Annotated in this window: 24 protein-coding genes and 1 pseudogene; 13 read left to right on the forward strand and 12 right to left on the reverse strand. The window is 69.1% G+C overall.

Annotation, left to right across the window (positions count from 1 at the left end):
• Positions 1–101 precede the first annotated feature (101 nt).
• The gene (locus H295_RS0116325; RefSeq protein ID WP_020136403.1) at positions 102–398 is read left to right on the forward strand and encodes a hypothetical protein; all 297 of its coding nucleotides are present in this window, start codon (positions 102–104) and stop codon (positions 396–398) included.
• A gap of 27 nt (positions 399–425) precedes the next feature.
• Here the strand turns inward: H295_RS0116325 and H295_RS0116330 are convergent, their stop codons facing one another.
• Together H295_RS0116330 and H295_RS0116335 are read right to left on the reverse strand one after the other, a co-directional pair.
• Positions 426–626 (reverse strand): DUF397 domain-containing protein, encoded by a 201-nt coding sequence (locus tag H295_RS0116330; RefSeq protein ID WP_020136404.1) that lies wholly within the window; start codon positions 624–626, stop codon positions 426–428.
• On the reverse strand, positions 623–1,408 hold the full coding sequence (locus tag H295_RS0116335; protein ID WP_078616667.1) for a helix-turn-helix domain-containing protein: 786 nt from the start codon (positions 1,406–1,408) through the stop codon (positions 623–625). The genes H295_RS0116330 and H295_RS0116335 overlap by 4 nt, the downstream gene beginning before the upstream one ends.
• A 170-nt stretch (positions 1,409–1,578) precedes the next feature.
• Between H295_RS0116335 and H295_RS0116340 the strand changes: the two genes are divergently transcribed.
• Positions 1,579–2,055 (forward strand): ATP-binding protein, encoded by a 477-nt coding sequence (locus tag H295_RS0116340; RefSeq protein ID WP_028809424.1) that lies wholly within the window; start codon positions 1,579–1,581, stop codon positions 2,053–2,055.
• Here the strand turns inward: H295_RS0116340 and H295_RS43300 are convergent.
• On the reverse strand, positions 2,037–2,522 hold the full coding sequence (locus H295_RS43300) for a hypothetical protein (RefSeq protein WP_020136407.1): 486 nt from the start codon (positions 2,520–2,522) through the stop codon (positions 2,037–2,039). The two genes, H295_RS0116340 and H295_RS43300, sit on opposite strands and share 19 nt — an antisense overlap.
• Positions 2,523–2,735: 213 nt before the next feature.
• Between H295_RS43300 and H295_RS0116350 the strand changes: the two genes are divergently transcribed.
• From H295_RS0116350 to H295_RS0116375, 6 genes are all read left to right on the forward strand, one after another.
• On the forward strand, positions 2,736–3,080 hold the full coding sequence (locus H295_RS0116350) for a DUF1330 domain-containing protein (protein WP_020136408.1): 345 nt from the start codon (positions 2,736–2,738) through the stop codon (positions 3,078–3,080).
• Between the two features lie 62 nt (positions 3,081–3,142).
• A complete protein-coding gene (locus H295_RS0116355; protein ID WP_020136409.1) occupies positions 3,143–3,607 on the forward strand; it encodes a hypothetical protein in 465 nt (154 codons plus the stop codon).
• Between the two features lie 150 nt (positions 3,608–3,757).
• Positions 3,758–4,444: a hypothetical protein gene (locus H295_RS0116360; protein WP_020136410.1), complete on the forward strand. Its 687-nt coding sequence runs from the start codon at positions 3,758–3,760 to the stop codon at positions 4,442–4,444.
• Positions 4,441–5,250, forward strand: a complete 810-nt coding sequence (locus tag H295_RS0116365) for a hypothetical protein (protein WP_020136411.1) — start codon at positions 4,441–4,443, stop codon at positions 5,248–5,250. The genes H295_RS0116360 and H295_RS0116365 overlap by 4 nt, the downstream gene beginning before the upstream one ends.
• A complete protein-coding gene (locus H295_RS0116370) occupies positions 5,243–5,797 on the forward strand; it encodes a hypothetical protein (RefSeq protein WP_234021618.1) in 555 nt (184 codons plus the stop codon). The genes H295_RS0116365 and H295_RS0116370 overlap by 8 nt, the downstream gene beginning before the upstream one ends.
• Positions 5,798–5,825: 28 nt before the next feature.
• Positions 5,826–6,356: an SUKH-4 family immunity protein gene (locus H295_RS0116375; RefSeq protein ID WP_020136413.1), complete on the forward strand. Its 531-nt coding sequence runs from the start codon at positions 5,826–5,828 to the stop codon at positions 6,354–6,356.
• Positions 6,357–6,359: 3 nt separating this feature from the next.
• On the opposite strand, the gene H295_RS0116380 is transcribed toward H295_RS0116375, so the two are convergent.
• The 9 genes and pseudogenes from H295_RS0116380 to H295_RS0116420 form a co-directional block, all read right to left on the reverse strand.
• Positions 6,360–7,163, reverse strand: a complete 804-nt coding sequence (locus H295_RS0116380) for an alpha/beta fold hydrolase (RefSeq protein WP_020136414.1) — start codon at positions 7,161–7,163, stop codon at positions 6,360–6,362.
• A 13-nt stretch (positions 7,164–7,176) separates the two neighbouring features.
• Positions 7,177–8,913, reverse strand: coding sequence for a pyridoxal phosphate-dependent aminotransferase (locus H295_RS0116385; RefSeq protein ID WP_020136415.1), 1,737 nt, complete (start codon positions 8,911–8,913; stop codon positions 7,177–7,179).
• Between the two features lie 175 nt (positions 8,914–9,088).
• Positions 9,089–10,141 (reverse strand): annotated as a pseudogene (locus H295_RS0116390) (aldose epimerase family protein); the annotation flags it as partial.
• 47 nt (positions 10,142–10,188) lie between these two features.
• Positions 10,189–11,433 carry a multiple monosaccharide ABC transporter permease gene (gene mmsB / locus H295_RS0116395; protein WP_020136417.1) on the reverse strand — a complete coding sequence of 415 codons (1,245 nt, stop codon included), beginning with the start codon at positions 11,431–11,433 and terminating at the stop codon, positions 10,189–10,191.
• The gene (gene mmsA / locus H295_RS0116400) at positions 11,430–12,980 is read right to left on the reverse strand and encodes a multiple monosaccharide ABC transporter ATP-binding protein (RefSeq protein WP_020136418.1); all 1,551 of its coding nucleotides are present in this window, start codon (positions 12,978–12,980) and stop codon (positions 11,430–11,432) included. Before mmsA ends, mmsB begins: the two co-directional genes overlap by 4 nt.
• 48 nt (positions 12,981–13,028) lie before the next feature.
• Positions 13,029–14,135: a multiple monosaccharide ABC transporter substrate-binding protein gene (gene chvE / locus H295_RS0116405; protein ID WP_028809426.1), complete on the reverse strand. Its 1,107-nt coding sequence runs from the start codon at positions 14,133–14,135 to the stop codon at positions 13,029–13,031.
• Between the two features lie 140 nt (positions 14,136–14,275).
• Complete coding sequence (locus tag H295_RS0116410) at positions 14,276–15,247, reverse strand: hypothetical protein (protein WP_020136420.1); 972 nt, start codon at positions 15,245–15,247, stop codon at positions 14,276–14,278.
• 108 nt (positions 15,248–15,355) lie between these two features.
• Positions 15,356–16,360 (reverse strand): zinc-dependent alcohol dehydrogenase, encoded by a 1,005-nt coding sequence (locus H295_RS0116415; protein ID WP_020136421.1) that lies wholly within the window; start codon positions 16,358–16,360, stop codon positions 15,356–15,358.
• Entirely contained in the window at positions 16,357–17,514 is a 1,158-nt protein-coding gene (locus H295_RS0116420; RefSeq protein ID WP_028809427.1) for a mandelate racemase/muconate lactonizing enzyme family protein, read from the reverse strand. Before H295_RS0116420 ends, H295_RS0116415 begins: the two co-directional genes overlap by 4 nt.
• Positions 17,515–17,945: 431 nt before the next feature.
• On the opposite strand from H295_RS0116420, the gene H295_RS0116425 reads away from it, so the two are divergent.
• The 5 genes from H295_RS0116425 to yjfF all read left to right on the forward strand — a co-directional run bounded on the left by H295_RS0116425 (position 17,946) and on the right by yjfF (position 23,898).
• A complete protein-coding gene (locus H295_RS0116425) occupies positions 17,946–18,989 on the forward strand; it encodes a LacI family DNA-binding transcriptional regulator (protein WP_020136423.1) in 1,044 nt (347 codons plus the stop codon).
• Positions 18,990–19,143: 154 nt separating this feature from the next.
• Positions 19,144–20,148, forward strand: coding sequence for an ABC transporter substrate-binding protein (locus tag H295_RS0116430; protein WP_020136424.1), 1,005 nt, complete (start codon positions 19,144–19,146; stop codon positions 20,146–20,148).
• Between the two features lie 116 nt (positions 20,149–20,264).
• Positions 20,265–21,803, forward strand: coding sequence for a sugar ABC transporter ATP-binding protein (locus tag H295_RS48395; protein WP_020136425.1), 1,539 nt, complete (start codon positions 20,265–20,267; stop codon positions 21,801–21,803).
• The gene (locus H295_RS0116440; protein WP_020136426.1) at positions 21,800–22,876 is read left to right on the forward strand and encodes an ABC transporter permease; all 1,077 of its coding nucleotides are present in this window, start codon (positions 21,800–21,802) and stop codon (positions 22,874–22,876) included. The genes H295_RS48395 and H295_RS0116440 overlap by 4 nt, the downstream gene beginning before the upstream one ends.
• A complete protein-coding gene (gene yjfF / locus H295_RS0116445) occupies positions 22,876–23,898 on the forward strand; it encodes a galactofuranose ABC transporter, permease protein YjfF (RefSeq protein WP_020136427.1) in 1,023 nt (340 codons plus the stop codon). The genes H295_RS0116440 and yjfF overlap by 1 nt, the downstream gene beginning before the upstream one ends.
• Positions 23,899–23,999: the final 101 nt, after the last annotated feature.

Genomic DNA, 23,999 nt, shown 5'->3' on the forward strand with positions numbered 1-23,999 from the left:
CGGCCCGGAGGGTGACGGGTGGCGGGCCGTCCGTGCGGGTTGCGCCGTCGGACGGGAGGGGCGCGGTACCGTGCCGGGGCGTATGCCGACAAGGAGGGTAAATGGGGCTTACCGTGCGGGTCGAACGGCGCATCGCGGAGGACTTTCCCGGCCGGGAGGGCGAGGTGGTGGGCGATCTCCTCACCGAGCTGGTCAACCACCTGACCGACCGGGGTGACCAGGAGGACAAGGAGCGCATCGCCGCGGCGACCCTGCTGTGCGGCCAGGGCCGGGTGGACCGCCTGCTCGACGCCGTCCAGCTGGCCAAGGAGGACTGGCGGGACGTGCTGGTCGGAGCGGGACTGGCGGACTCGGGATGGAAGGAACGACTGGAGGCGGACTTCGGTCCGGAGAGCTGACGCCCGGGTGAGCCGGCGCGGGCGCCGTCAGGCTCCTGCGCCGGGGTCGCCCGCGAGGTGGGCGAGGAAGTCGGTCCAGGGGGTTCGGGAGGCGGTGAGGTGGGGGCCTTGGGGGTTCTTGGAGTCGCGGATGTGGATGGTGGGAGGGGTTAGGGCGACCTCTACGCAGTCGCCGTCGCCGCCGCTGCTGTAGCTCGACTTGAACCAGGTCAGTTCGGTGCTGCTCATAGGTCCCCTCGCATCCGCTGCAACAGGCTCACCGAGTCCGTGAGAGTGAGAGCCTGTGAACGCATCCTGGCATATCGCTGTTGGAGGACGCTGACCTCTTTCGGTTCGGAGATGAGCAGACCGGCTCGCTGTCCCTCGCAGTAGGCGAACCACTGGGTCTCCGGTGTCTCCAGCAACTGCATGGGACCGTCCAGACCAGCGTGGTTCTCCCGCTTCGTGGGCATGATCTGGATCTCGATGTTCCGCAACTCGGCCATGCCCAGCACATGGTCGATGAGTTCCCGCGTGACCTCGACTCCGCCTGTGTGCCGTCGGAACAGATGCTCCTCCAGGATGAAGCCAAAAGCCGTGTTCGGCCGCTCTCGGAGGAGGCGTTGACGCTCGGCCCTCGCAAGCCACTGAGCCTCGATCTGTTCGTCGTCCTGAGGCGGGAGCTGGTACGTGAACAACGTCCGCGCGTACGTCTCGGTCTGCAACAGTCCTGGAATCAGACGGCATTCGTACGTGTACAGGGTGATCGCCAGCTGCTCCAGCCCCGCCCACCGCCGGAACCAGGCCGCCAGCCCCGGTTGTCGAGCCAGGTTCGGGAACGCCCTGCGCAAGGCGCCCGTGTTCCCCAGCACCTCCTCCGCCCGCTCCACGAGCACCGAGTCGGGCATTCTTCTCCCCAACTCCACGGACGCCACCGTGTGCTTGGAGAACCGCACAAGCTCGCCGAACTCCTCCCGGCTCAACCCCTGATGCTCCCGCAGGGCTTGCAGGACCGCTCCGAACGTCCGCATGCTGTCCGAGGACTCCGGCTCACCGCCACCATCGACCACAGTCGGTCACCTCCCGGACCCATGGTCACGCTCCGTCACGCGTACTGTCCAGCCCGTGACCGCGTACGCTGCCGCAGCGTACGCGGTGCCGAACTGGAGAAGTCGCCCTCGGAGGCCCCAGATTGGGCCTCATGACAGCACGACTTCCGGTGACCGTACGTACGTTCACCCAGCGACTCAGCGCGACCCCGAGAGGCGCGCGCCTCGCCCGTCACCTCGCTCTGGACCAACTCCGCGCGTGGGGGCTGCCGTACGACACCCCGGTCGCCGAGGCGGTCGCGGTGATCGTGGCCGAGCTGGCGGCGAACGCGGTGACCCACGGCCGGGTTCCGGGACGGGACTTCGAGCTACGGCTCTCCCTGGTCACGGGGAGCGTGCGGATCGAGGTCACCGACACCCGGGCCGAACCGCTGCCCGCCGTACGGCCGTCCGATCCCCTGGGCGACGGCGGTCGAGGTCTCGTCCTCGTGGAGGCGCTCGCCGACCGGTGGGAGGTGCTCGACCGGAAGCCGCCGCCGGGCAAGACGGTGCGGGCGGAGGTGGATGTGGTGGGGTGGCTGGGCCTGGTCGGCGTGGGCCGTCGTCCGGCTCAACGGCCGTGCACGTAGGCGGAGCCCGCGATCCGGAGCGCGGTGTGGGCGGCCCGGCACTGCTCCCGGGCGGTCTCCAGGGCCACCTCCACCTCGGGCGAGAACCGGCCGTCGGTCGCCGGGCCCAGGACGATGTCCGGCAGTTGCACGGCCGTCCGCCACGCGGTCTCGGCGGCACCCAGAAGCGCCGGGTCCGAGACGACGAGGAGTCCGACCCGGTCGCGGGCGACCGTGGCCGCGCTGCGCGTGGTCGCGAGGGCGGTCCGGTCCTCCGCTGTCTCGGCGGCACCGGTGCGCCGGGACTCGACGGACAGCCAGTGCACCTCACGGTGACGGACGATCGCCTCCAGCAGTTGCGCGACGGCGTGCGTCACGTCCTGGCGGTGTGCGTGCTCCCGGGCCTGCCGGTCTCCTGACCGTTGGGCGTACCCCGCCAGGGCGACACCGGCGAGGGTGCCGAGGACAGCGACGATCGTGGACCACATCTACGGCTCCAGAGGGGTGCGGCGGGATCCGCGCCAGGGTGGTGTGCGACGGGCAGTATGGCAGGGCGATCAAGGCGGCGAGCTCGTCGATGGCCGGTTCCGTCCCAGCTCCGGGGCTCACCCCGCACCCCCTTACGTGCAAGGTAATCGCCCCCGCCGCACTCCCGTGCCACGCTCGTCCCCGTACCGAGCCGGTCCACGAGGGAGGACACCATGACCGCCTACGCCATAGCCCATCTCCGCGAAGCCACCCCGCACCCCGAGGTCGCCGAGTACATCGAGCGCATCAGCGGGACCTTCGAGCCGTACGGTGGACGCTTTCTCGTGCACGGGACGCAGCACGAGGTGCGGGAGGGGGCCTGGGCCGGGCATGTCGTGGTGATCGGGTTCCCCGGGATCGGTGAGGCGCGGGCCTGGTGGGAGTCCGCCGCGTACCAGGAGATCGCGCCGCTGCGTTCGCGCCACATCCGGGGCGACATCATCCTCGTCGAGGGCGTTCCCGAGGGCTACGACCCGACGGTCACCGCGAAGGCCATGCGGGACGCCCTCTCGTCGTAGTCGTAGAGGACGAGGGGCTGTTGGATACTGGGGCGGCCGGCGTGCGGAAGGGGGAGGTTCGGGTGGCGGACGGACGTGAGGTGGACCAGGGGGAGTTGCTCGGTGTCGCGAAGGACGAGGAACGGGCCCGCAGCCTGCTCCGCGCGCTGCGCACCCTGAGCACCGGGCCCGATCCGAAGCTGCGGGAGATGGCGAACGGCGTGCTGCGCGGCAGCCTCTCCGCCGAACAGGCCTTCACCGCCCCGGAGTACACCGCCGCCCTCTTCTCCGGCGCCGACAAGGTCCGCCGGGCCGGGGAACAGCGCTCCGACGCCGAGGCCCGGGAAGCCGGCGCCCGCTTCGGGGAGTGGCAGCGGGCCCGCGACGCCGAGCAGGAGCGCGAGGAGGAGGGACCGGAGGCGCGGCAGCAGGGCGGGGAGCGGACGGAACGGCCCGGTGCCCCGGGTGGGTTGGGCGGTCCGCACGGTCTGCGCGGCCCCGACCACCTCCGCGACGGCCGTCCCGGCAACCGCTTCGGACCTCGCTGACCCCCCCTGCCCAGCCGCACTTGACACTCCCGCCCCCGTCGACAACCCCGTTCCCTCCCGTCACCGCAGCAAATCCGCGCCCTCGTAGTACAGTTCGGCCGTCGTCAGCGTGACCTGAAATGGTCCTGCCAAGACAAAGGGGGAACGCGCATGGGGGTCGTGCTGCCCGACGAGGCGGCCTGGGTGCTGGATCTCATCGGTGTCGAGTGGCCCAACGTCGACGAGGACGACTACCGCGACATGGCCGACGGCCTGCGGTCGTTCGCCTCGCAGATGCGGGCGGGCAAGGACGCCACGGCGAGTGTCGTCAACGAGTTCCTGGAGGGCAACGAGGGCATCGCGACCGCCGCCTTCCAGCAGCACTGGGGCAAGGTCAGCGACGTACACCTGGAACGTCTCGGCGAGGCCGCCGACCTCGGGGCCATGGCCCTCGACGGGGCCGCCGTCGCCGTGGCCGGGGCCAAGGTGGCCGCCATCGTCCAACTCGGCATCCTCGCCGCCGAGATCATCGCCGCCCAGGCCGCCGCGCCCTTCACCCTCGGCCTCTCCGAGGTCGGCGCGCTCGGCGCCACCCAGGCCACCCGGCTCATCGTGCGGCGGCTGCTGAAGGAGGCGGAACACATGCTGGTGGAGGAGCTGATGTCCGTCGCCATGGGCCCCGTCTACTCCGCGCTCGGCAACATGGCCACCGACCTCGTCCTCCAGCTCGGCGCCAACGCCGTGGGCCTCCAGGACGGTTACAGCCCCGGCAAGACCCTGCGCGCGGGCACCGAGGGCTTCCAGGAAGGGCTCGACGGCACCACGGGGACCTTCAGCCAGAAGGGCGGCGCCGCGTGAGCGACACCGTACGCAGCGACAAGGACCTCCACGACCGGCTCGCCGACCGGATCACCTCGCAGGCCGACGAGCACGAGTCCGGCGCCCGCCCCCATCTGCGCCGCAGCCGGGCCGGGTTGAACCGCACCCGCGGCAAGGGCGCGCTCGCCGCGGCCGTCGAGACCGGCGCGGAGAAGATCCTCAGGGCCATCGAGGAGGCCGAGGACCAGCTCCACAAGCACCTCCAGGACGTGTCCAAGGGCGTGCGCGCGATGGGCGACAACCACGCGCGCAACGACAAGAACATCGAGACGATGCTCCAGAGCATCGTCAAGCGCTCCCGCGACCAGGACGCCGTCCGGGACGGCGGCGGCATCGGCAAGGACCGGCCCGACACCACCAAGGACCCGCACACCGTCACCCTGGAGTGGAAGCCCGGCATGCCCAAGCCGGCCTTCGAGCGCAAGGCGCGGGCCCTTCAGCGGCTCGGCGAGGAGGGCAAGCTCTTCAAGTTCAAGGGCAAGACCGAGGACTACCGGGACAAGAAGATCACCTCGGACTACAAGGGCGCGCTGGAAGCCCTGATCCGCAGGAACCACAAGGACGACCCCGACTTCGCCGAAGAGGCCGCGGTCGCCGCCCGTAAAATGCAGCCCGACCACGTCAACGAGCTCCAGACCGGCGGCCCGGACGCGTGGCGTAACCTGCGGATGCTCGACCGGACGACGAACTTCGACATCGGCACACAGCAGATACGTCCGCAGATCAAGGATCTTCCGGACGGCAATCCGATCAACATCGACATCAAGTGGTGGCCAGATGACTAGCGCGAGCCCGGGACCGTCCCGTCTGACCGAGACGGTGGACGCCCTGCGGACGGCGCTGGCGGAGAGCACGGACCTGCTCGGGTCCACGCTCGGCGGGACGCTCGACGAGGCCGGCGCGGCCGAGGCGGCGGCAGACGGGGTGCCGCGCGCGTACCTGGACTTCTGCCGGGTCCTCGACGGCGTGAGCTGCGGTCCGTCCGTGCAGCTCTTCGGCCTGGAGGAGGCCGAGGAGCACCAGTTCTACTGCGAGCCCGTGGTCGACTCCCCGCTGCCGCTCTCCCCGGAGAAGCTCTACTGTGTCGGGATGATCCAGGAGGCCCCGGTCTACCTCGACCGCGCGGACGGCGGCGTCCTCGGCGCCCCGGAGGCGGGCCCCGACTGGGTGGACGCGGAGCGCCTGGAGCGGCTGGCGCCCGGGATCGAGGCGTTCTTCCTGGAGCGGCTGGCCGATCCGGCCGAGTACCGGCGGCTCGCCCTGGTCGACGACGAGCTGGTGGAGTACGACGACTGGCTGAAGCTGCTGCGACGCGCCGGCCTCAGCGGCTGACGCGGTACGGAAGGGGAGAAGGGGACGCATGGCCACCCATGACGAGATGACGGAGCTGTTCGGCGCGGACCGCGTGGTCACGCTGGACCGTGCCGTCGCCGAGGAGCACGGGCTGTCCGCGGCCGACGCCGAGGTGCTGTGCGAGGTCGGCCTGCCGAAGTTCGTCGACGTGCTGTTCACCCTCGACACCGCCGACGAGGGGCCCGACCCCTTCACGGTGGTGCCGGTCGCCGCGGGCGGCGAGGAGACCCACATCCTCGTCCTGGGCGGCCCCACCGACGACCCCGAGATGCGCTACTGCCTCGACCTGGACCGCGGTTACGTCGTCCTCCTCTCCTTCGACGAGGAGCCGAGCGCCGAGATCGCCAACCGCACCCTCGCCGACCTCGTCGAGTTCCTGTACCGCTTCGCCCTGCGCACCAAGCACCTGGAGGGGGCTGCGCTCCAGGACCGCGCCCCGTACACGGACAAGCTCGTCGAGTACCTCAAGGCCCGCGACCCGTACGCCTTCGCCCAGCCGGACAGCTGGTGGTCGATGGTCTTCGAGCAGGTCGGCTGAGTCCTAGGACACCCCGGTCACGCTGTCCCAGAACTCCCGCAGCGCCGCGTTCACGTCGGCGGGCCGCTGGGTGTGCGGGTAGTACCCGGGCATCCGTACGAGGCGGGCGCCGAGGGACTCCGTGAGCGACTCCGCCACCTCGATGAGGGGCCGCCCCACGTGCTCGCGGTACGCCGCCGGCGCGTCCTCCCAGGTCCCGCAGACGACCAGCACGGGCACGCCGGCGCCCCGGATCGCCTCCAGCGGGATCCCGGCCTCCCAGATCGGCCGCTCCCGCATCGAGGTGGCGACGGCACGCAGCCGGCGCGCAGTGGGCTCGGGCACCGGCAGCCCCACGCTCTCGGTGGACTCCCGCAGGAACCGCTCCGGCGTGACGTCGTCCGCGACCGCCGGAGCGAGTCCTCGCACCCGGTCGAGGAGGGCCGCGACCAGCGGACGGTCCGCGGCCGCGGTGAAGGCCGAGGGCTGGATGAGGGCGAGGGAACGGACCAGGTCGGGGCGGCGCGCGGCGGCGAGGAGCGCGACGACACCCCCGTTGCCGTGTCCGACGAGGTGCGCGCCGGTGCCGAGCAGTTCCACGACGTCCCCGGCGTCCACCTCGAAGTCGCCGCGCGCGGTGTCCGGGCTGTCGCCGTACCCCCGGCGGTCCATCAGGAGCAGTCGCCGGTCGGCCGCGAGGGGCCGCTGCCCGGCGAAGCCGTACTCGGGGTCGTCCCCCCAGGTGAAGATGTTGTGGACGAAGAGCGCCGGGGTGTCCGCCCCGCCACCGCCCCGGTCGTCCCACACCGTCACGTGCACACCGGTCACCCGCGGACGCCGGTCAGCCGACCTGCCCCATTCCGGCAGCGTTCGGCCAGCTCTGCGCGTTGGGCCAGCCGGTGGCGGGCGCGGTCGACAGTTCCTCCGGGCCGGTGGGCGCCGGGGCGGTCATGCCCCGTACCTGGGCGGCGGTGAGGCCGCCACGGGCCGGTACCCCGGGCGGCGTCGGACCGCCGGGCGCGCCGAAGGGCATCGGTGCCGGAGCGGGCGGGGCGGGTGCCGGGATCGGCATGGGAGCGGGGACCGGGGCAGGGGCAGGAACCGGAGTCGGCATCTGGGCCACTGCGGGCATCTGCGCGGGCGTCGGCATCTGGGCGGGCGTCGGCATCGGTGCAGGCGTCGGCATCGGGGCCGGTGCGGGCATCCCCGCCCCCATCGACTGCGCCCCCATCGACGATGCCCCCATCGACGGCGCTCCCATCGACGGCGCCGCGGCCACCGCGACCGGCGCCGGCTGTGCGACCGGCATCGGCATGCCGACCCCGACCGAGCCGCCGCCGACGGCCATCGCCGCCAGACCCTGCATTCCGGCCCCGTTGGTCTGCCCGACCAGCCGGTCCACTGCCGCCGTACCCGAGCTGTAGCTGGTCCCTTGAGCGAGCTCGGGCACGGCGGCTCCCCTCCTGGTCCCGTAGAGCACCTGTTCCAGGCCGGACACCAGGCGACGCACGTCCACCTGGGGGCGCACCACGAGCCGCAGGAAGCGGCTGGAAGAACCGATCTTGTTGCCGCACTCGCGGACGAGGATGCGGTGCTCGGAGAGCATCCGGTCCCGGACCACGGTCCCCTCGGCGCCGACCGGCAGGCGTACGAAGAGGAAGTTGCCCTGCGAGGGGTAGACGGTCAGGCCGGGCAGCTGGGCGAGCTGGCTCGCCATGTCGAGACGGTCCCGGCGGACCTGGTGCAGGCTCTGCGCGTACTCGGCGCCGTGCTCCTTGAGCATGAACACCACGTACTCGGCGAAGGCGTTGAGGTTCCACTTGGGCAGCATCGAGCGGACCCGGCCCGCGAGGGAGGGGTTGGCGACCATGTAGCCGAAGCGGATGCCGTGCAGGCCGAAGTTCTTGCCGAGGCTGCGCAGCACGATGACGTTCGGCCGGACCATCGCCTCCTGGACGACACTCGGCTCCTGCTCGGCGTCCGCGAACTCCAGGAACGACTCGTCGATGACGATGAGGTCCAGGTCGGCCATCGCGTCCATGAACTGCACGAGCGCGTGCTTGTGGAGGAAGCCGCCGTCGGGGTTGTTCGGATTGCAGATGACCGCGACCCGTGTCCCCCGGGTGCGTATGAAATCGGCGTACTGCGCGAGGTCCAGGGCGAATCCGCTGGACTCCTGGAGCGGGAACATGTCGACCCGCTTGCCGGTCTCCATCGGCTGGTCGGTCCAGCGGCCGAAGGTGGGGACCGGAACGGCGAGCGACTCACGGACCAGCAGATGGTCGATCCAGGTGATCAGTTCGGTCGAGCCGTTGCCCATCGCCACGGCCTGCGGGGGCAGTTGGAGCAGGTTGCACAGCTCGGCGGTGATCGTGTCGGCGCTGCTGGGGTAGTAGGTGATGATCTCCTTCAGCCGCGCGGCCATGGTGTCCATCATCGCCGGAGTGGGAAAGTAGGGGTTGCAGGGTATGCAGAAGTCCACCGGCCCTACCCCGTCGCCGCCCTCGCGCGTCAGCGCCGCCATCGACGGGCTGTGCGCGGCAGTGCTGCGGAACAACGAGGTGACGTTGTCGGCCATGGAACCTCCGTATGGGGCGGGTCCGGCGGGGACGTCCGGGCCCGTCGTCATTGGGTGGCCCGCGCGGGGGAGCACGGGCCGCCCCTACATACGGATGCCTGCGTGGCGCTGTTCAACGGGTGTGAAAGAAGTGTGAGTTAGGGAACCCCGGGCCCGATTACCTCATCAGGGCAGGTCAGGAACCGAATGTGTGGATCGTCGTGGTCCGGTACGTCTGGCCCGGCCGCAGCACCGTGGACGGGAACGACGGGTGGTTCGGCGCGTCCGGGAAGTGCTGTGTCTCCAGGCACAGGGCGTCGCCCTGACGGTAGGTGCGGCCGGCGGGGCCGACCAGGGTGCCGTCGAGGAAGTTGCCCGAGTAGAACTGGAGCCCGGGCTCGGTGGTGGCGATCCTCAGGGTGCGGCCGGACGCCGGGTCGCGCAAGGTCGCGACGGGCTCGGGTTCGGCCGTGATCCCCTTGTCCAGCACCCAGTTGTGGTCGTAGCCCTTGGCGGCGAGCAACTGGGGGTGTCCGGTGCGCAGGTCCCGGCCGATCGGCTTGTTCTCGCGGAAGTCGAAGGGGGTGCCGTCGACCGGCGCCAGTTCACCGGTCGGGATCAGGCCCGGGTCGGTGGGCGTGAAGCGCGAGGCGGCGATCGTGAGCTCGTGGTCCTCGATCGTGCCGCTGCCCTCGCCCGCGAGGTTCCAGTAGACGTGGCTGGTGAGGTTGACGACGGTGGCCCTGTCGGTGGTGGCCTCGTAGTCGATGCGCCAGTCGCCCTGCTCGGTGAGGGTGTAGGTCACCGTCACGTCCAGGGTGCCCGGGTAGCCCATCTCCCCATCTGGGCTGGTGCGGTGGAGCGACAGACCGACATCGGAACCCCGGGTGAACGCCTCGACGTCCCAGAGGGTCCTGTCGAAGCCCTCGCGGCCGCCGTGGAGGCTGTTGTCGCCGTCGTTGACGGACAGCTCGTACGCCGTTCCGTCCAGGGTGAACCAGCCCTTGTCGATACGGTTGCCGAACCGGCCGATCAGCGCGCCGAAGTACGGACTGGAGGCGACGTACTCCTCGATCGTGGCGAAGCCGAGGCAGACGTTGGCGTGCTGCCCGTTCCGGTCGGGGATCTCCAGGGACCGGACGATGCCGCCGTGGTCGAGGACCTCCAGCCGGGTCCCGCCGTTCTCCAGGGACCAGCTGGAGACCTCGGTGCCGTCTGCCAGTGTGCCGAAGAGCGTCTTCACCGTTCTCACCTTCCGGAAGGGGCCCCGCCGTAAGGCGGGGCCCCTTCACCCACTCAGGAACCGGACTTGCGCTTGTTCCAGACGTCGAAGCCGACGGCGGCCAGCAGGGCGAGGCCCTTGATGACCTGCTGCCAGTCGGTGCCGACGCTCAGGAGGTTCATGCCGTTGTTCAGCACACCGAGGACGAGACCACCGATGATCGCGCCGAGGACGGTGCCCACACCGCCGCTCATGGACGCGCCACCGATGAACGACGAGGCGATGGCCTCGAGTTCGAAGTTCAGGCCCGCCTTCGGGGAGGCCGCGTTCAGACGGGCGGCGACCACCAGACCCGCCAGGGCCGCGAGCACGCCCATGTTCAGGAAGACGAGGAAGGTGACCTTCTTGTCCTTGACGCCGGACAGCTTCGCGGCCGGCAGGTTGCCGCCGATCGCGTAGATGTGCCGGCCGAAGACCGCGTTGCGCATGACATAGCCGTAACCGACCACCAGCGCGCCCAGGACGATCAGGATGATCGGCGCGCCCTGGTAGCTGGCGAGCAGCATCGTGACCGCGAGGATCGCCGCGGCGATCGCGACGAGCTTGAGCAGAAAGGCGTTCCTGGGCAGCACGTCCAGCGCGAACTCCTGCTGGCGCTTGCGGTCGCGGACCTCCTGGTAGATCACGAAGGCCAGCAGCGCGAAGCCGAGCAGCAGGGTGAGGTTGTGGTAGTTGGTGTTCGGTCCGACCTCGGGCAGGAAGCCGTTGCCGAGCTTCTGGAGTCCGTCCGGGAAGGGGCCGAGGGTCTGGCCCTCCAGCAGGATCTCCGTCAGACCGCGGAAGAGCAGCATGCCTGCCAGGGTGACGATGAACGACGGTATGCCGAGATACGCGATCAGATAGCCCTGCACCGAGCCCGCGACCGCGCCGACCACCAGGGTCAGCACCAGCGCGAGCGGCCAGGGCACGTCGTGCTGCACGGTCAGCACGGCCGCGAAGGCGCCCACGAACGCGGTCAGTGAACCGACCGACAGGTCGATGTGTCCCGCGATGATCACCAGCATCATGCCGATCGCGAGGATCAGGATGTAGCTGTTCTGGAGCACCAGGTTGGAGACGTTGCGCGGCAGCAGCAGGTCGCCGTCGGTCCACACCGCGAACAGGGCGACGATCAGGCCGAGCGCGATCAGCATGCCGTACTGCCGCATGTTGCGGCGCAGCCCGCCGACCATCAGCTGGAGCAGGCCCCCGTCGGAGGACGACCCCCCGCCCTTGCCGGGCGGCACCGCGGCCGGAACCTTCGTCACATCGGTGCTCATCGCGTTACCTCTTTGTCCTTCGTCATCTGGCGCATCAGCACTTCCTGCGTGGCCTCGGCGCGCGGGACCTCACCCGTGAGCCGTCCGGCGGCCATGGTGTAGATGCGGTCGCACATGCCGAGCAGCTCCGGCAGCTCGGAGGAGATGAAGACGACCGCCTTGCCCTCGGCGGCCAGCTGGTCGATGACCGTGTAGATCTCGTACTTGGCGCCCACGTCGATGCCGCGGGTGGGCTCGTCCAGGATCAGTACCTCGGGACCCGCGAAGATCCACTTGCTGAGGACGACCTTCTGCTGGTTGCCGCCGGACAGCCTGCCGACCGTCTCGAAGACCGTCGGCGCCTTGATGTTCATGGACTTGCGGAACCGCTCGGAGACCTTGCGTTCCTCGTGCTCGTCGACGATTCCGCGCTTGGCCACCTTGTGCAGGGCGGTCAGCGAGATGTTGCGGTTGATGTCGTCGATGAGGTTGAGGCCGTAGTGCTTGCGGTCCTCGGTGACATAGGCGATGCCGTGCCCGACCGCCTCGGAGACGGTCTTGGTGCGGATCTCCTTGCCGTCCTTGAAGACCTGGCCGCCCGCGTGCCGGCCGTAGGCGCGCCCGAACACGCTCATCGCGAGCTCGGTGCGCCCCGCGCCCATCAGGCCCGCGATGCCGACGATCTCGCCGCGGCGCACATGGATCGACACGTCGTCGACCACCTTGCGCTGCTGGTCGATCGGGTGGTGCACGGTCCAGTTGCGGATCTCGAGCGCCGGGGCCGCGTCCACCTCGCCCTCGTACGGCGTGCGGTCGGGGAAGCGGTGGTCGAGGTCGCGGCCCACCATGCCCGAGATGATCCGGTCCTCGGTGGTCTCCGGGGCCTTCACGTCCAGGGTCTCGATGGACTTCCCGTCGCGGATGATCGTCACCGAGTCGGCGACCCGGCGGATCTCGTTGAGCTTGTGGGAGATGATGATCGAGGTGATGCCCTGCTTCTTCAACTCCAGGATGAGATCCAGGAGTTTGCCGCTGTCCTCGTCGTTCAGAGCCGCGGTCGGCTCGTCCAGGATGAGCAGCTTCACCTTCTTCGAGAGCGCCTTGGCGATCTCCACCAGCTGCTGCTTGCCCACGCCGATGTCGGCGATCCGGGTCTCCGGGTGGTCGCTCAGACCCACCCGGCGCAGCAGCTCGGTGGCGTGCTTCAGGGTCTCGTTCCAGTTGATGAACCCGCCCGAGGCGTGTTCGTTGCCGAGGAAGATGTTCTCCGCGATCGACAGGAACGGCACCAGGGCCAGTTCCTGGTGGATGATAACGATGCCGTGCTGCTCGCTCGCCCGGATGTCCTTGAACGAGACGACCTCTCCCTCGAAGAGGATGTCGCCTTCGTACGTGCCGTGCGGATGGACGCCGGAGAGCACCTTCATCAAGGTGGACTTCCCGGCGCCGTTCTCACCGCAGATGGCATGGACCTCGCCCTGACGGACAGTCAGAGTGACGTCCGACAGCGCTTTGACGCCGGGAAAGGTCTTGACGATCGAGCGCATTTCCAGGACGGGTCCCGCCATGGTCGTGCCTTTCAATCAGGGGGATGGGCCGACAGGGAGGTGGCTCGACTAGTTGAGCTCGCTCGCCTTGTAGTAGCCCGTGTCGACCAGTTCCTTGGTGTAGTTGCTCTTGTCGACGCTCACCGGCTGGAGCAGGTAGGCCGGGACGACCTTGGTGCCGTTGTCGTAGGTCTTGGTGTCGTTGACCTCGGGCTTCTTGCCGTTGAGGACGTCGTCCACCATCGTCGAGGCGACCTCGGCGAGCTTGCGGGTGTCCTTGTACACGGTCTGCGTCTGCTGGCCCGCGATGATCGACTTCACCGAGGCGAGCTCGGCGTCCTGGCCGGTGATGACGGGGATCGGCTTGTTGCCCTTGCCGTAGCCGTCCGACTTCAGGGCGGCGAGGATGCCGATGGAGATGCCGTCGTACGGCGACAGGACCGCGTCGACCTTGCCGCTGGTGTAGGTCGAGGTGAGGATGTCCTCCATGCGCTTCTGGGCGGTGGCGCCGTCCCAGCGCAGGGTGGTGACCTGGGTGAGCTTGGTCTGGCCGGACTTGACCACGAGCTTCTTGCTGTCGATGTACGGCTGGAGCACGCTCATCGCGCCACCGAAGAAGTACTTGGTGTTGTTGTCGTCGTTGGAGCCGGCGAACAGCTCGATGTTGAAGGGGCCCTTGCCGCTCTTCAGGCCGAGCTTGTCGACGATGTAGTTGGCCTGGAGCTCACCGACCTTGGTGTTGTCGAACGACGCGTAGTAGTCGACGTTCGGCGTGCCGAGGATCAGACGGTCGTAGGCGATGACCGGGATCTTGGCGTCCTTGGCCTGCTGGAGCACGTTGTTGAGCGACTTGTTGTCGATGGCCGCGACGATCAGGCCCTTGACGCCCTGCGTGATCAGGTTCTCGATCTGTGAGACCTGCTGGTCGGGGTCGTCCTCGCCGTAGACCAGCTTGGTCTTGTAGCCCTTGGCCTCGAGGTTCTTGACGACGTTGTTGCCGTCGGCGATCCAGCGCTCGGAGGACTTGGTCGGCATCGCGATGCCGATGGTGCCGCCCTTGGCGCTTCCGGACGACTCCTTGCTGCCGCCCTCGCTGTTCTGGCCGCAGGCGGAGAGGGTCAGGGCGAGAGAGGCGGCGCCGGCTATGGCGGTGAGTGCGGCACGACGAGTACGCATGATCATCTTCCTTGATGTCGGGACGGGTTCGGTCTGGTGATTCGGGGTTCCGGCAGGAGGTGCGGGTTCCGACCGAGGGAGAGGCGTGTGGGATTGTGTGGGGCTACGTCTAGTTCTGAGAAGGGACTTGGTAAGAAACGTTATGAGGGTGTGTCAAACCGCTTGAGGGAGCCCGGCAGTCGGGAGCCGAGCGGCGCCATGTCGCCGTCCGCTCCGTGCCGGGCGAGCAGATCCAGGGCGAGCCGCCCCCGGCGGACCCGTTCCCGGGCCGTACTGAGGGCGAGATCGCGCAGATGGTGGCCGTACGGGTAGATCCCCGGGGCCTTGGACAGGCCGAACTTGAGGTACAGCGGTGCGCCGCGCCGGATCAGTTCGGCGACCTCGTACATCCGCACATAACCGCCGAGGTCGTCGGGAGCCTCGATGTACATGTCCATCGGAGCGGCAGACACCCGCCGGATCTCGGTGAGGTGATCGAGCGTCAGATCGCTGGGCACATTGATGGAGTCGGCGCCCAGGTTCTCGTAGACCGCGAACGCGGCCGGATTGACCGGCCCGACGAGCGCGCTCAGCTTCAGGGTGGTGTCGGCCGGGACGAGGCCGGCGGTGCGCGCCCGGTGCAGCGTCCACAGCACGCCCTCGTCGGCCACCAGAAGGCACTTGACTCCCAACTCCGTTGCCCGGACGGCGTCTTCGACACAGCCGGCCACGGCGTCATGACCGCGCGCCCGCATGCCCCCGCCGCGCGAGTCGCTGCGCACCGAACCGCCGATGTCCCAGGTGCCGCGCGGACCGGTGAACAGGCAGAGCTCGATGTCGCGTTCGCCCGTCCCCTCGACCATCTCGGTGATCTCGGCGTCCGTCAGCATCCACACACCGCTGCCCTGACTGATCCGGTGGATGGGCACGTCGAGCCGCGAGGCCTCCTTGAGGACCACGGCCAGTGCCTCCGGGCCCTCGCACGAGGGGATCTCGGTGCGCCAGCGGCCGCCGCCGGGGAACGAGTGCGGCGAGGCGTCCGCGGGATCCGGGGCGGGCGCGCCGAGGCCGAGCGCGGTGAGCGCCGGCTCACCGGGTCTGCGGGCCTCCGGGGCGGAAGCGTCGGTCGTCACGTGCTGCCCTTCGTGTTCGATATCTCGGACAAGGTTCGCGGCTCGGATCATGCGGGGCTTGGGGTACGTCGGTACGGGGTGGTCAGGTCACCCCGTACCGACGTACGTCTAGGGGCGGAGCAGCACCTTTCCGACCATCGGATCACCGGTTCCGACCAGTTCGATCGCCTCCGGGAAGGCGTGCAGCGGCAGTTCGTGCGTGATCAGTGGCAGGGGGTCGAACACGCCGGCGCCGAAGAGCCGCACCGCGTGCGCCCAGGCGGACGGCGGGGCCCCGAAGACGGCGTGCACCTCCAGCTGCCGTACGACCAGGTCCGTCGGGTCGAGACCCAGCGCGCCCGGCGCCGGGATGCCCGTCAGGACCAGGCGCCCGCCGCGCCGCAGCAGGGAGGTCGCCATGCGCGCGGCGGAGGCGGACCCGGCGGTCTCGACGACCATGTCGAAGTCGCCGGGGAGTTCCTGGTTCCGGGTGCGGAAGTCGTCGGCGCCGAAGGTCTTCGAGAGCTCTGCCCGGTCCGGCCGGGTGCCCACCATGAGCAGTTCGGCGGGCGAGCTCGCCTTCAGGAACTGAACGGCGAACATCCCGAGCGTTCCGGCCCCCACCACGGCCACCCGCTCGCCGGGCACCGGCTTCATCTTGAGCAGGGCGGCCGCGACACAGGCGGCCGGCTCCAGGAGCGCCGCGGCGGTGAGGTCGGCGTTGTCGGCCAGGACATGGAGCAGACGCGCGGGCAGCGTGAGGGTGGGGGCCATCGCACCCGGCTGGGTGAACCCGGTCTCCTCGTACCCCGCGGTGCACAACGTTGTCTCGCCCGCGTGACAGCGCGCGCACACCTGGCAGTTGCGGAAGCCCTCCCCGACGACCTTGCGGCCGACAAGAGTCGACGGCACACCCGCACCGACCGCCTCGACGGTCCCGGACCACTCATGGCCGGGGATCAGGGGGTAACGGACGTACCCCTCGGGCCGGTTGCCCTGGTACACCTCGCGGTCGCTGCCGCAGATCCCCACGGCGTGGACGCGCACCAGCGCCTCACCGGCCGCGGGCTCACGGGGCGTGTGCTCCTCGAGCCGGTGCTCGCCGGGCGCCTCGACGACGACCTGACAGCTCACTGGGTGCCCTTCGGCTTGCGCTGCTCCCAGCCCTCGGCCCACAGGTCGAAACGCGCCTGCTGCTGCGGGAACTCGGCGGCCGCGTCCACGTCCAGCTCGACACCGAGACCGGGGGCGTCGGAGAGGTGGAAGTAGCCGTCCACGACCTGCGGGGCGCCCTTGACGACCTTCTTGATCTCCGCGTCGGCGAAGTCGTTGAAGTGCTCCAGGATCTTGAAGTTCGGGGTGGTGAAGCCGACTTGGAGGGAGGCGGCGGTCAGCACCGAGCCGCCGACGTTGTGCGGGGCGATCAGCATGTAGTGGGTCTCGGCGGTGGCGGCCAGCTTCCTGGTCTCCCAGATGCCGCCGAGGTGGCCGACGTCGGGCTGGATGATGTCCACGGCCTGGCTCTCGAAGAGCTCGCGGAACTCGATGCGGTCGTGGATCCGCTCGCCGGTGGCCACCGGGATGTCGACCTTGGCGGCGACCTTCTCCAGCGCCTTCAGGTTCTCCGGCGGAACGGGTTCCTCCAGCCACGCCGGCTTGAAGGGGGCGAGGTCCTTGGCCAGCCGGACCGCCGTGGCGGGCGAGAAGCGGCCGTGCATCTCCAGCATCAGCTCGGCGTCCGGGCCGATGGCGTCCCGTACGGCCTCGATCAGCGAGACGGCGTACAGGCTCTGCTCGTGGTCCAGCTCGAAGTGGCCGGTGCCGAAGGGGTCGATCTTGAGCGCCTTGTACCCGCGCTCCATCACACCGAGGGCGGCCTTGTGGTACGCCTCGGGCGTGCGCTCCGTCGTGTACCAGCCGTTGGCGTACGCCTTGACCTTGTCGGTGACCTTGCCGCCCAGCAGCTGCCAGACCGGCACGCCGAGGGCTTTGCCCTTGATGTCCCAGCAGGCCATCTCGATCACGGCGATTCCGGACATCACGATCTCGCCCGCGCGGCCGAAGTCGCCGTATTTCATCCTCTTGACGAGGTCCTCGACAGCGAACGGGTCGGAACCGAGAATGTGATTGCGCTCGGCCTCCCTCAGGTAGCCGATCAGCGCGTCGGTGCGGCCCAGCATCCGGGTCTCACCGACGCCGGTGACGCCTTCGTCCGTGTGCACCTGGACGTACGTAAGGTTGCGCCATGGCGTTCCGACCACATGCGTACTGAGTCCCGTGATACGCACGTCAGTCACTCCCTAAGACTCTCTGCCCGTTCGATATTTCGGATCATGTTCGAAATGCTGGCTCGACGGTAAGGACGGTGTAGGGGGAGTGTCAATGCTCCGGCCGGTCGAACGTCCCACATGACCGATGCTACGGCCGCGTGAAACCTGCCCGTCCCGCGGCTGTCACGCCAGGGTCACGTTACGCAACCGTGACGATTTCCGGCCGCAGCCCCCTTGACCGCCATGAATTGTTAGCGCTCACAATAACCTCCGCATTCATCGAGCGATGGCCGAGGGGGGCTGAGCGTCGTGTCGGCAGTGATCCAACTGGCTTCACCAGCAGTTCACTTGGAAATGTCCGGAATCTCGACGTGACCTCGACGGCGCCGCGCCAACGTCCGTCCACACCACAGGCCTTGACGGCCGACGATCGCCAGGGAGGTGCGACCGTGTCCCACTTGCAGCTTCGGCCGCCCACCATGGCGGACGTGGCCCGCGTGGCGGGGGTGTCCCACCAGACCGTCTCCCGCGTCCTCGGGGACCACCCCAACGTGCGCAAGGAGACCCGCGCCAAGGTCCTGCGGGCGATCGAGGAGATGGGCTACCGCCGCAACTCCTCCGCACGTGCCCTGGTGACCCGGCGCACCCGGACGCTGGGCGTGGTCGCGTCCAACACCACCCTCTACGGCCCGGCCAGCACGCTGTTCGCGCTCGAGGAGGCGGCGCGGGCCGAGGGGTACACCGTCTCGACGGTCAATCTGCGCAAGCTGGTCGTGGACACGCTCTCCGAAGCCCTGGACCACCTCAGCGAGGGCGGAGTGGAAGGTGTGATCGTCCTCGCCCCGCAGCGGTCCGCCGCCGAGGCCCTGGCCGAACTCCGGCACCCCTTCCCGGTGGTGGCCGTCGGTACCGGGTACGGCGCGCAGATCCCCAGCGTCAACGTGGACCAGCACCTGGGCGCCCGGCTGGCCACCAGCCATCTGCTGGCTGCCGGCCACGCCACGGTCTGGCATCTCGCCGGGCCCGAGGACTGGCAGGAGGCGGTCGACCGGACCGTCGGCTGGCGGGCCACCCTCGAAGCGGCGGGCATCGAGCCGCCGGCCCCCCTCCAGGGGGACTGGAGTCCGCTGTCGGGCTACCGGGCGGGCCAGGAACTGGCCGGCTGGGTGGGCCGTGGACTGACCGCCGTCTTCGTCGCCAACGACCAGATGGCACTGGGGGTGTTGCGGGCCCTGCGGGAAGCGGGGGTGCGCACTCCCCAGGACGTCGCGGTGGTCGGCTTCGACGACATCCCGGAATCGGAGTTCTTCGCCCCGCCGCTCACCACCGTCCGACAGGATTTCGCGGTGGTCGGCAAGCGGAGCATCTCCCTGCTGCTGGACCTGATCGAGGGCCGGTCTCCCTCAGGCGCCCAGGGGGTCCTGATCGAACCCCAACTCGTCGTCCGTGCCAGTACGTTCCCGCACTCGCCCCAGCCGGGAGACCCCGGCTGACACGGCACCAGCCGATCCCATTCGCACATCAGTGTGATCGGTATTTCGAATGATGATCGACGGGGTGGACATGAGCGCGCGTCCGCCCCTCGCACCAGGGTCCGTCGAGGATCAACGGCCCGACCCCGGGCCGGCTCGTCAAAGGAGAAGAAACATGCTGAACAGAAGAAACTTCCTCACCGCCGCGATCGGCGTGGCGGCCACCGGCGCCCTGGCGGCCTGCGCCAAGGAGGACAAGAGCTCCACCGGCACCTCGTCCGGCGGCAGCAAGGCGATCACCCTCGGCTTCTCCCAGGTCGGCTCCGAGAGCGGCTGGCGCAGCGCCAACACCACCTCGGTGAAGGAGGCCGCCAAGGAGGCCGGGTACAACCTCAAGTTCTCCGACGCCCAGCAGAAGCAGGAGAACCAGATCTCCGCCATCCGCAGCTACATCGCGCAGAAGGTGGACGTCATCGCCTTCTCCCCGGTGGTCGTCACCGGCTGGGACGCGGTGCTCAAGGAGGCCAAGGCGGCGAAGATCCCGGTGGTCCTCACCGACCGCTCCGTGGAGACCTCCGACGACTCCCTGTACGTCACCCTGGTCGGCTCCGACTTCACCGACGAGGGCCGCCGCGCCGGCAAGATCCTGGAGAAGGTGCTGGCCAAGGCCGGCGTCAAGGGCCCGGTGAAGATCGCCCAGCTGGAGGGCACCACCGGCGCCGCCCCGGCGATCGAGCGCGCCAAGGGCTTCAAGGAGGTCATGGACGCCGAGCACAAGGACGACTGGAAGATCGTCGTCAGCCAGACCGGCGACTTCACGCGTGCGGGCGGCAAGCAGGTCATGGCGGCCTTCCTGCAGTCCAACCCGGACATCAACGTCCTCTTCGCGCACAACGACGACATGGCCATCGGCGCCATCCAGTCCATCGAGGCGGCCGGCAAGAAGCCCGGCAAGGACATCCTGATCGTCTCGATCGACGGTGTGAAGGACGGCTTCATCGCGATGTCCGAGGGCAAGATCAACGCCATCGTCGAGTGCAACCCGCTGCTCGGCCCCCAGCTGATGGAGGTCGTGAAGACGGTCCACGACGGCGGCTCGGTCGAGCGCTGGATCAAGACCAAGGAGGGCGACTTCATGCAGGACCAGGCCAAGGCCGCGCTCCCGACCCGTAAGTACTGACCTACCGCACCCACCGGCGGGGAGCCAGGGGCCGGCCGAGAACACGCTCGGTCCGGCGGGCTCCCTGCGGGCCCGGCCCCCAGTGGGCCTGAGCCGATTCCACGAGGAGCGCTGCCATGGCAGAGCCGCAGCCCGTCCTGGAGATGACGGGCATAGTCAAAGAGTTTCCGGGGGTAAGGGCTCTGTCGGGTGTCGACTTCCGGCTCTTCCCCGGCGAGATCCACGCCCTGATGGGCGAGAACGGGGCCGGGAAGTCCACTCTGATCAAGGTGCTGACCGGGGTGTACACCCTGGACGGCGGCACCATCACCCTGGACGGGAAATCCGTGCGGATCGGCAGCCCGCTGCAGGCGCAGCAGGCCGGCATCAGCACGGTCTACCAGGAGGTCAACCTCTGCCCCAACCTGTCGGTCGCGGAGAACATCTTCATCGGACGTGAACCCACCCGCGCGGGCCGCATCCAGTGGAAGCGCATGCGCAGCGAGGCGGCGAAGCTCGTCGACCGCCTCGGACTGGACATCGACGTCACCGCGCCCCTGTCGGCCTACCCGCTGGCCGTGCAGCAACTGGTCGCGATCGTACGGTCGGTGGGCACCGGCGACAGCGACGGAGAGGGCTCCGGCACCAAGGTGCTGGTCCTGGACGAGCCGACGTCCAGCCTCGACCGCGACGAGGTCCTCGAACTGTTCCGTCTGATGCGGCAGTTGAGGGACGAGGGCGTCGCGATCCTGTTCGTGTCGCACTTCCTGGACCAGATCTACGAGGTCTGCGACCGGATGACCGTCCTGCGCAACGGCGCCCTGGTCGGCGAGCACATGGTCCGCGACCTCGACCAGGTCGGGCTGATCGAGCTGATGATCGGCAAGGCCCTCGACCAGCTGGAGGAGCTCCACGACCAGCAACTGCACGCGGACGTCGGTGAGCCGCTGCTGAAGGCGGAGGGCCTCGGAAGGACCGGCGGTGTCGCCCCCTTTGACCTGGAGATCAAGAAGGGCGAGGTGGTCGGGCTCGCCGGCCTGCTGGGCTCCGGCCGAACCGAACTGGCCCGGCTGCTCTTCGGCGCCGACCAGCCGGACAGCGGCAAGCTGACCGTCGGCGGAGAAGCGGTCTCGATGAGCGCCCCGAACGATGCCATCGGCGCCGGAATCGCGTTCTGCTCGGAGAACCGCAAGACCGAGGGCCTGGTCCCCGATCTCACCGTGCGGGAGAACATCATCCTCGCGCTCCAGGCGGCCCGCGGCTGGACCCGGCCCATCCCGGCCTCGCAGCGCGACGAACTCGTCGCCAAGTACATCAAGGCCCTCGACATCCGCCCCGCCAACCCCGAAGCCCGCGTGGGGCAGTTGAGCGGCGGAAACCAGCAGAAGGTGCTGCTCGCCCGCTGGCTGATCACCCAGCCGAAACTGCTGATCCTGGACGAGCCGACCCGCGGCATCGACATCGGCGCCAAGACGGAGATCCAGAAGCTGGTGGTCTCCCTCTCCGAGGACGGCATGTCCGTGCTGTACATCGCGGCCGAACTGGAGGAAGTGCTCCGGCTCAGCCACACCATCGGAGTGCTGCGCGACCGCAAGCTGGTGGCGCAGCTCACCAACGGGCCCGAGATCACCACCAGCAAGATCCTCGAGACCATCGCGAGCGGAGAACACCAGTGACCACCCCCTCCCGCTGGCGAGCACTGACGCGCCATCACCTCTTCTGGCCGGTAGCGGTCCTGGTCGCCCTGCTGCTCGTCAACGTCCCCTTCACGCCCGACTTCTTCGCGATCCACATGACGAACGGCCACCTCTACGGCAGCCTCGTCTCGATCGTGCTGTTCGGTTCGCCCCTCATCCTGGTGGCGGTCGGCATGACCCTGGTCATCGCCACCGGCGGCATCGACCTGTCGGTCGGCGCCGTGGTCGCCATCACCGGGGCCCTGACCTGCTCGTACCTCAGTGACCAGGCTGACCAGAACGCCCTGTCCGGCGTGTTGCTGGCGATGGGTCTCGGCCTGATCGCGGCGGTGGTGTGCGGCCTGTGGAACGGCTTCCTGGTCGCCCGGATGGGCATCCAGCCCATCATCGCGACCCTCATCATCATGGTGGCCGGCCGGGGCGTGGCCCAGCTGATCACCGACGGCCAGATCATCACCGTCAACAGCGATCCGTACCAACTGATCGGCGGCGGCTACTGGTTGACCCTGCCCTTCTCCATCTTCGTGGTGGCGGCCGTCGTCGCCGTCACCGTGGTGCTGACCCGCCGAACGGCCCTCGGCCTGCTCGTCGAGGCGGTCGGCGGCAACGCCGAGGCCAGTCGCCTGGTCGGCATCAGGTCCCGCCGTATCAAGATCATGGTGTACGTGTTCTGCGCCGTGTCCGCCGGTATCGCGGGCCTGATGATCAGCTCCAACACCTCGGCCGCGGACGGCAACAACGCCGGCCTGTGGATCGAGCTCGACGCGATCCTCGCCGTGGTCATCGGCGGCACCTCGCTGCTCGGCGGCCGCTTCTCCATCGGCGGCACGGTGATCGGGGCCCTCGTCATCCAGACCCTGACCACCACGATCTACACCATCGGCGTGCCGACCCAGACCAACCTGGTCTTCAAGGCCGCCGTGGTCATCGTCGTCTGCCTGCTGCAGTCCCCGAAGTTCCGCGCCAAGGTCTTCGGCGCCCGCGCGAAATCCGCCGCCCCGGCCGAGCCCGCCGCGGTGGCCGAGGCCGCTCCCAAGATGGAGGTGTCGTGATGAGTGCGACCACCCAAACCCCCACGACACCGGAGAGCCGGACCACGTCCCGGTCCGCGCGCCTGCTGGGCGACCGGCGGCTGCCCGTCCTGGTCACCGCCGGCCTGTTCCTCGTGATGTACGTCGCGGGCCTCAGCCGCTACCAGAACTACGGCTTCGGCGAACCGCAGGTGTTCCTCAACCTGTTCATCGACAACAGCTATCTGCTGGTCGCCGCCGTCGGCGCCACCTTCGTCATCATGTCCGGCGGCATCGACCTGTCCGTGGGTTCCGTGATCGGCTTCACCACCATGCTCACCGCCTGGCTGGTGCAGGACGTGGGGCTGCCCCTGCTGCTCGTCGTGCCGATCTCCCTGAGCGTCGGAGCGTTCGGCGGCTTCCTCATGGGCTACGTGATCCACAACTTCGAGATCCAGCCGTTCATCGTGACGCTCGCCGGACTCTTCCTCTTCCGCGGCCTGTGCCTGGTCATCAGCAAGGAGTCGATCGCCATCAGCGACTCGGCCGTCAGCAGCCTGGCCGAGACACGGATATCGCTCGGCGTGGGGGACCTGTCGATCGGTGCCGTGGTGGCCCTGGTGGTCCTGGGCGTCGCCTTCTACGTCCTGCACTACACGCGCTTCGGGCGCCGGGTGTACGCCATCGGCGGCAACGAGCAGTCGGCCCTCCTGATGGGACTCCCGCTGGGCGGTACGAAGATCGCGGTCTACACGATGAGCGGCTTCTGCTCCGCGCTCGCCGGTCTCCTCTTCATGCTCTACATCCAGTCCGGTGACCCGCTGCACGCCGTGGGCATGGAGCTCGACGCGATCGCCGCGGTCGTCATCGGCGGGACCCTGCTGACGGGCGGCTCCGGCTATGTCCTGGGCACCCTCTTCGGCGTCCTCGTGCTGGGCCTGATCAAGAGCATCATCCAGTTCGAGGGCACGCTCAGCTCATGGTGGACGAAGATCGCCACCGGCGTGCTGCTCTGCGCGTTCATCCTGGTCCAGCGGGCCATGACGGCCCGTAAGGCGACCTGAGGCGACGCGAGGTCCCGCACTCCGGCGATCTTCGCGAGGCGGTTTCGGCGCGATGGGGCGGATCATCCGCAATCCGTCGCGCCGAACCCGTCGGTCCGCAC

Origin of the sequence: Streptomyces sp. 351MFTsu5.1 (genome assembly GCF_000383655.1) — a bacterium.
In the GTDB taxonomy this organism is placed as follows: Bacteria; Actinomycetota; Actinomycetes; order Streptomycetales; family Streptomycetaceae; genus Streptomyces; species Streptomyces griseorubiginosus.